This is a genomic window from Frankia sp. CcWB2 (genome assembly GCF_977927585.1).
In genome coordinates this window covers 1-7,504 of sequence record NZ_CDWRCM010000207.1, presented here as the reverse complement: position 1 = coordinate 7,504, position 7,504 = coordinate 1, and the positions used below count along the sequence as shown (strand labels likewise).

Here is a 7,504-nt window from a genome sequence, read left to right as displayed (position 1 = left end):
CCTAGACGGGACGGGTCTGCTGCTCGATGTACTGGCGGACGGCGGTCAGCGGCGCCCCGCCGACCGATCCGGCGAAGTAGGAGCCGGACCACAGCCGGTTCGCGCGCCAGTAGTGGCGGGCCAGTTCAGGGAACTCCTGGCGCATCCGCCGGGACGACACTCCCTTGAGGCTGTTGACCAGCCGGGATAGTGCGACCTTCGGCGGGTAGTTGACGAGCAGGTGGACGTGTTCGCCTTCGCCGTTGAACTCGGCAAGGTCCGTTTCGAAGTCGGCGCACACCGCCCGCATGATCTCTTCCAGTCGGGTCAGGTGCCCGTCCTCGAAGACGCGGTGCCGGTATTTGGTCACGAAAACCAAGTGGGCGTGCAGCGCGAAAACGCAGTGCCTGCCAGTACGGATGTCGAGATCGCTGCCCATAGGCCAATGGTAGGCTCGATCTGCGCAGCTTCGGTACAACTTCCGTCTCGACCCGTCGCCGGGTCAGAGGGCGGCGCTGTCCCGGACATTCGGCTGCGCCCGGGTCGTGTTCAACGACGGGCTGCGGCTGCGGCAGGAAGCACACACCGCCGGGTTGCCGTACGTGTCGGATGGGGAACTGTCGAAGCGAGTCATCACCGAGGCGAAGAAGACCCCGCGACGGGCGTGGCTCGCCGACGTGTCGGCGGTGGTGCTGCACCAGGCGGAAGAAGGCTGTCGTCAAGGTGGCACGGGTGCACGCCCACGTTGCCGACGCCCGACGGGACTGGCAGCACAAGCTCTCCACGACGATCATCCGCGAGAATCAAGCGGTGTACGTCGAGGACCTGTGCGTGGCCGGTCTTGGCCGGACCCGGCTGGCCCGGTCGGTGTACGACGCCGGCTGGTCCCAGTTCATCGCGATGCTGGAGTAGCAAGGCCGCGCTGCAGGGCCGGGTATTCGCGAAGGTCGACCGGTTCTTCCCGTCGTCGCAGGTCTGTTCGGCGTGTGGGGTGAAGGACGGGCCGAAACCACTGGCGGTCCGGTCGTGGGCGTGCCCGGCCTGCGAGGTCGTCCACGACCGGGACGTGAACGCGGCACGGAACATCAGGGCCGAAGGGCGCAGGGTCGCCGCCGGGCAGGCGGAGACCGTAAACGCCCGTGGAGCGCGGGTAAGACCGGCCTCCGTGCCGGCACCGCGCGGCGAAGCGGGAACCCACCCGAAGCCCACGCCCACAGCGGCGTAGCAGGCGGGAACCTCCGCCCTTCAAGGCGGAGAGGATGTCAATCCGGGTCGATCTCGCAATGCCGCCGGAGCCGGAGGATGAGCAGCAGAATCACGAGCAGAACCGCCAGCCCGGCGGCGGACCCCGCTGCCCGCGGGTTGTCGGCGGCCTTCTGCCGGCCAGCCGTGAGGGCGCTGCCCGCGGTGTCGCGCACCTGGCCGGCCTTCGCCGCCACCTGCGGGTGCGCCTCGATCTGCTTGTGCACAGTCTGCGTGGCCGTACCCGCGGCGCTGCCGGCCGTCGCGCGGGCCTTCTGCGCGGTCACGGCGAGCTGCGGGTGGGCGTCGAACTGCCGGCGTACGGTGGCCTTCGCCTGATCCGCCGTGTCCCGGGCCTTTTCGGCCGCGATCTCCGTCGTCGCCGCGACCTTCGGGCGGACCGCCTCGGTCGCCGTGGTCACCCGGCGTTTGATGTCCTGTGCGGTGCGACCGGCGACCTTCTGCGGGCTGACCCGGTCGGAGAGCTGGTCGAGGTCGCTGCCGAGCCGCGCCCGGGTCGCCTCGATGTCGGACCGGATCTCATCCGGACTCGTGCTTGTCACTGCGAACCTGACCTTTCTGATGCTTCTGCCGGTGGTTCCGCGGAAACACGGGGCGGTGGGCGGCACGGGGAGTGGCGACACGGGGTAGTGGGCGGGTGAACGAACCCGCGGTGGTGGGGGAGGGACTACCCGCGGCGGCCCTGCGCCCACTGGACGTCCTCGCGCAGCGTCTCCACGGTCTGCGCCGGAGTGGGGTGGACCGCGCGCACGGTGGAACGACCCCTCAGGGCCAGCACGGCCGCGACGGCACCGAGGACGACGGTGATGATGAGGGCGGCCCAGCCCAGCGCCATCACCTCACCCAGGCCGAACATGACGGCCAACAGGGCGAAGAGCAGGACGAAGTAACCGGCGCCGCCCGCTGCGGCGAACATGCGGGCGCCCTTGCCGGCCTTCTTCACCTCCTCGCGCATCTCGGCCTTGGCGAGGGCGACCTCCTGGCGGAACAGCGTGGAGATATCCGAGACGACGTCGGACACCAGTTCCCCGGTCGATTCGCGGTCCCCGGTCGTGCTCCCGGCGGCCGGCGGGGCCGGCGCGGTCCGGAGAGCCTGGGTGGCATCCGATGAGGTCCGCACCCGTGCACCATCCACGTACGGGGCGCTATCGTCCGGGTAGGGAATACCGGTCGTTCCCGACTGCCGCCGGTGTGCACTCCTCATGGGTTCTCCTCGCGGCTTCTCCTAGCGGGCGTCCGCGTAGCCGCACCCGCAGAACAACGTACGATCTGCGGATTCCCTCGGATCGGCGGCTTAACCCCGGCAGTCGCGCCACCTGGGACGAATTACCGTTTTGTCCGTTTTCCGCCGGACTCTCGCGCCCGCGGCCGGCGCACCCGGTCGTCAGTCCACCCGTTCCTGCGGGGAGGAGTGCTCCCAGTCGGCGAGGATCGTCCGGATCCCGGTAACCAGCAGCAACGGCTGATCGAGCATGACGTGATGGCCGGCGAGCGGGATCTCGATCACCGGTGCCACCCGCCCGAGCAGGTTGTACATCTGGACGCCGATGTCGGGGGTGAGCAGGCCCTTCTCGGCCCGGAAGAGTGCGACCCGGCAGTGCACCTTGCGTAGTACCTCGGGCGACGGGGTCCGGTTGCCGAACACCTTCGGGTCGAACTTCCACGTCCAGCCGCCCTGGACCGACCCGATCGAACCCCGGGCGACGTGATCGATGATGAACGGCAGCACGTAGGGCTGCTCCGGCACCGCCCGGAACCGGGCCAGCGCGTCGGTCGCCGTCGGATACACCCGCAGCGGGCCGAACGCCGTCCGGTCCCGGGCCGCCCGTTCCTCCGGGGTGAACTCCTGCACGGGGGAGTCGACGACGACGATGCCGGCGACCCGGTCCGGGTACTCCGCGGCGGTAGTGATCGTTACCCAGCCGCCCATGCTGTGCCCGATGATGATCGGGGGCGAGGTGACCTCGGCGTGGTCGATGACACCGATCACCTCGGCCGCCCAGGTACTGAGCGAGTAGTCCTCGCGCCGGTCGCTGTCACCGTGGCCGGACAGGTCCAGCGCGATGACGCGGTACTCCCGCGGGATCATCGGCGCGATGTGGTCCCACCAGCCCGCGTGGGCGGCACCACCGTGGACCAGCACGATCGCCGGCCGACTGCCTCTGCCCCAGCAGCGGTAACTGATAGTCGCGCCCGCCACCTCGGTCTCGTGCCGCTCCGGTCGGTGGTCAAGGGCGGCCTCGAACCAGGCCGGTGCTTCATCATCCATCCCAGGTCTCTGCCGTTCGGTTCGTCGGGCGGGTGGCTCCATCGTCGCCGGCCGGCGACGTGTCCCACCCCTGATACAACACCGCCAGGCCTGCGTTCAGGCCGTTCGTGGCCGTGTTGTCGGATTGGCGATGAGACGACCACCGCGGGGCGGCGATCATGTAATGCTGGACCGGCCTGCGTAGATGCGCTGGCGGTCGACCTGCCTCGGCCGATGCGCAGGACGCCCGACGACGCCGGGTGCGAACGGCGCGTGTGCACTCGGTCCGGCGAGGTGACCGGGTCGGTACCGGAGCTCGGACCCCGGCGGCCCCGTGCGGCGTCACACCCGTTCCCGGGAATGCACGTCGTGCACCACGGGCGTCCCACCGCCGCGGATATTCCCGTGACCGCCGCCACTCCCTTCGCTGCACGGGGTGCAGCGAAGCATTCTGATGTTTCCCATGTGCAACAGAACCGGTAATCTAGCCCGAAATTTCGACCTTTCGGGGGACTGCCGGCCGGCCCGGGCGAGCTGCCCGCACTGTTGCACGTTGCTGCTTTCAAGAGAAAAATGTTACTTTTATATTGATGTGGTATAATTTCGGCCCGGAGTTTCGGGTCCGGGCCCGACCTCTCCGGTCCGCCGCCTCCGCGCAGGCCGCGTGGTCGTGCCACGCTTGATCACCATCGGGCCGGCGCGGGGCAGCCGTCCCACTGGCTGCTCTACGACACACGCCGGTGCGAGATCAGTTTCCAGGAGGCGGCATCGTGACCATTCTCGCCCCATGAAGCACATTTCGGTGCAGTTTGGCAAGAGCCGAGGGTGCGGAAACCGTTAGGGACCTTGGTCCCGTCGCGTCCGACAGATGGGGGTCGTACACTTTCACCAAGTCCCGACGAGGCCGTCTACCTGCGTTCCCCCCGTACGTCGGGTGAGACGGCTTCGTCGGGACTACTTGTATCCGGTTGTATCCAGACCGTTCTCGAGCGAACGGCCCTGGTTCGACTGTAGATGATCTTTCCCTGGTCGCTCACTCCGGCTGGGTGATTTCTCGACGGCCGATCAGCCCCGGCTGGCCGCGTCCTCCATCCGGTTCATCCGTCTTCAACTGATCGTCGTCCGCGTGCCCACAGGCGTGGTTCGCATGGCGATCAGTATCTGCCGCAGTGCCTGCTCGTTCCCGCCCTGCGTCCTCGGTCGATGTCCTCGGTCGAGGTCGCGGTTCATTGACAGGAACGAAGGGTGGGGTGACATCCGCCGCCTCCGCGGCTACCCGGGTGAGTGTTACTTGGAGTGATGGAGTGTCGCGTTGGGTATCGGAGACGCGACGATGCAGGCCTCCCGGCCTTGGCCGTGCCCGGGAAGCGGCTGGCCGGGACCAGTGCCGTAACGACGAGGTCCGGGCGGCCGCGGTACTGGAGGAGCAGGTCTGGGTCGCCGTGGGCGGACCCGTCGCCGTCGCGGCGAGTGGCGTCGCCATCAATCACCATGTGTCGCGGGTTGGCGGTGATTAGTGACAGACATCTCTCCTTCATCACAGGAATATCGCCTTGCTGACATATTTGGTTACGTTCGGACAGATGTGGGATGTTTTGTGGGGAGTAGCCGTGGGCTGCAGACATGCCGGCGATCGGGATCGATAGCCTGTTTTGGGCATGTACCGACAAAGCCGATGGTTGCCTCCGTACGGGTCGGAGGGAGCGCGGTGGGTCGCTGGCGGGAGGCCGGCGGAATCCGGAGTCGGTGATGCCGCGAAGGCCGCGGCTCGTCCCGGCCGGGTCCTTCGTCGCGGCGCAGCCGCTATGGGGGCCGGCCGGCTCGCTCGCACGGGAATGACTCGGAAGGTAGGGGTGAACAAGGTGTATGTCCCCGCGGCGCGCATCGTCTTCTCACCGGAGGATCGCGCGGAGATCGCATCAGCCGCGACCGAGATCCTGGCCACCGGTGCGCTGACCTTGGGTGTCCATACCGCTGAATTCGAGGCGGCATTCGCCGCGGCTCACGAGGCCCCGTTCGCGGTCGCCGTGAGCAGTGGAACGGCCGCATTGGAGATCATCCTTCGTAGTCACGGTGTCGAAGGCGCGGATGTCGTCGTGCCGACGAACACGTTTGCGGCGACCGCTTTCGCGGTGTTGCGGGCCGGTGCCATGCCGGTTTTCGCGGATGTGAGTTCGGACACCTTTGCCCTGACCGTCCGCAGTGTCGAGGCCGCGGTGACGCCGCGGACCCGCGCCGTTGTCCTGGTCCACATCGGTGGGCTGATCCCGCCGGACGTGGCCGAGTTGCGGGCCTTCTGTGACGATCGAGGCATCGCGCTGGTCGAGGACGCGGCACATGCCCACGGCAGCCGCCACGGTGACGGCCACGCCGGGTCGTTCGGGATCGCGGGAGCGTTCTCGTTCTATCCAACCAAGGTCATCACGAGCGGTGAGGGCGGAATGATCCTCACGTCCGATCCCGCCATTCACGAAGCCGCTCGGATCTATCGTGACCAGGGCAAAGCCGGTTTTCTCGGGAACGTCCACATCAAGCAGGGGTACGCCTGGCGGCTCAGCGAGATGCAGGCGGTCACCGGCCGGGTGCATCTGCAGCATCTCGCCGACTTCCTGGCGACCCGCGCCACCGTAGCCGCGCGGTACGACGCCGCGCTGGACACCCTGGGCACCGTTACCCGCCTGCAGATGCCGCCGGCTGGTCTCTGCAACTACTACAAGTACATTGTCCTGCCCCGCCCCGGGATCGATCGCGGCCGGCTGAAGAAGGAGCTGAAGGAACGCCACGGCGTCTCCCTGAGCGGTGAGGTCTACGAGTCGCCGCTGCACCGGCAGCCGGTCTTCAGTCACTACGCGGTCCGGTCCCTTCCGGTTGCCGAGGACATCTGCGCCCGGCACGTGTGCCTGCCCATCCATTCGGACATGACCGAGGTGGAGGCCGACCACGTGGTCGCGTCCTTCGCCGCCGCGCTGCAGAGCCTGAGCCTGGACGGATGACGATGAAGATTGCGGTAACCGGAGGGTCGGGTTTCATCGGCAGCCATGTGGTCGACCGTCTGCTCGACGCCGGTCACGACGTTCTCTCGCTGGACGTCGAACACCGGCCGGTCGACCCCCGGGCCAGTTACCAGCAGCTCGACGTGCTTGATCTGCCGGCGGTCACCGCCGCGCTGAGGGGCGTCGAGGCCGTCTTCCACATCGCGGGGATGTCCAATGTGGACTTCGCGTTCGCCGACCCGGTGCGCACCGTGCGGCTCAACGTCGAGGGCACCGGGAACATCTGCGAGGCGGCGCGGCAGGCCGGGGTTCGGCGGGTGCTGTTCGCCAGCACCGTCTGGGTGTACGGGGCGGTCGGTGACCGGGCCGGCTCGGCGCCGCTGACGGAGGACGCCGAGATCACGCTGGGCCGCGCCGGGCACGTCTACACCTCGACGAAACTGGCCGCCGAACTGCTGCTGCACAGCTATCAGCAGACCTACGGGCTGCCGTTCACCATCCTGCGTTACGGCATCCCCTACGGCCCCGGAATGCGTGACGAGCTGGTGCTGGCCCGCTTCGTCCGCAAGGCTCTGAACGGCGAGTCGCTGACGGTGGCCGGCGACGGCCTGCAGTTCCGCAACTACGTGTTCGTCCGGGACCTGGCCGAGGCGCACGTGCTGGCTCTGACCCCCGACGCGGCCAACACCACGCTCGCCCTCGAGGGCAGCGAGTCGGTCAGTGTGCTGGAGATGGCACGGGCCGTCCGGGAGTACTTCCCCGGCACCGCCATCGAACACATGCCTGCGCGCCCCGGGGACTTCCGCGGCCGGGAGATCTCCGCGCAGCGGGCCGCGGAGGTGCTCGGCTGGCGACCGACCACACCCTTCTCGGAGGGTGTCCGGCAGTACATCGAGTGGTATCTGGCAAATCGACGGCCTCCGGCTCAGGCGCTCCCGCCTGTCGGCGACCTCGACGTCTCCGCGGTCTCCTCGGAGTGACCATGGCGCAGATCGGCGGTAGCACGGTGAATGGACCATCC

General features: G+C 68.2%; 6 protein-coding genes and 1 pseudogene. 3 read left to right on the top strand and 4 right to left on the bottom strand.

The genetic code is table 11. The annotated features are described in order from the left end of the window. Position 1: 1 nt before the first annotated feature. Positions 2 to 418 carry an IS200/IS605 family transposase gene (gene tnpA / locus ACY45C_RS18145; RefSeq protein WP_462188772.1) on the bottom strand — a complete coding sequence of 139 codons (417 nt, stop codon included), beginning with the start codon at positions 416 to 418 and terminating at the stop codon, positions 2 to 4. A 76-nt stretch (positions 419 to 494) separates the two neighbouring features. On the opposite strand from tnpA, the pseudogene ACY45C_RS18140 reads away from it, so the two are divergent. Continuing rightward, a pseudogene (locus ACY45C_RS18140) lies at positions 495 to 1,204 on the top strand (RNA-guided endonuclease TnpB family protein). 37 nt (positions 1,205 to 1,241) lie between these two features. On the opposite strand, the gene ACY45C_RS18135 reads toward ACY45C_RS18140, so the two are convergent. From ACY45C_RS18135 to ACY45C_RS18125, 3 genes are all read right to left on the bottom strand, one after another. Continuing rightward, a complete protein-coding gene (locus ACY45C_RS18135; protein WP_462188771.1) occupies positions 1,242 to 1,784 on the bottom strand; it encodes a DUF3618 domain-containing protein in 543 nt (180 codons plus the stop codon). 125 nt (positions 1,785 to 1,909) lie between these two features. Further along, positions 1,910 to 2,362 (bottom strand): phage holin family protein, encoded by a 453-nt coding sequence (locus ACY45C_RS18130; RefSeq protein WP_462188770.1) that lies wholly within the window; start codon positions 2,360 to 2,362, stop codon positions 1,910 to 1,912. A 264-nt stretch (positions 2,363 to 2,626) separates the two neighbouring features. Continuing rightward, the gene (locus tag ACY45C_RS18125; RefSeq protein ID WP_462188769.1) at positions 2,627 to 3,511 is read right to left on the bottom strand and encodes an alpha/beta fold hydrolase; all 885 of its coding nucleotides are present in this window, start codon (positions 3,509 to 3,511) and stop codon (positions 2,627 to 2,629) included. 1,841 nt (positions 3,512 to 5,352) lie between these two features. On the opposite strand from ACY45C_RS18125, the gene ACY45C_RS18120 reads away from it, so the two are divergent. Both ACY45C_RS18120 and ACY45C_RS18115 read left to right on the top strand, forming a co-directional pair. Further along, a complete protein-coding gene (locus ACY45C_RS18120; RefSeq protein ID WP_462188774.1) occupies positions 5,353 to 6,483 on the top strand; it encodes a DegT/DnrJ/EryC1/StrS family aminotransferase in 1,131 nt (376 codons plus the stop codon). A 2-nt stretch (positions 6,484 to 6,485) separates the two neighbouring features. Beyond that, the gene (locus tag ACY45C_RS18115) at positions 6,486 to 7,463 is read left to right on the top strand and encodes an NAD-dependent epimerase/dehydratase family protein (RefSeq protein ID WP_462188773.1); all 978 of its coding nucleotides are present in this window, start codon (positions 6,486 to 6,488) and stop codon (positions 7,461 to 7,463) included. Positions 7,464 to 7,504 lie beyond the last annotated feature (41 nt).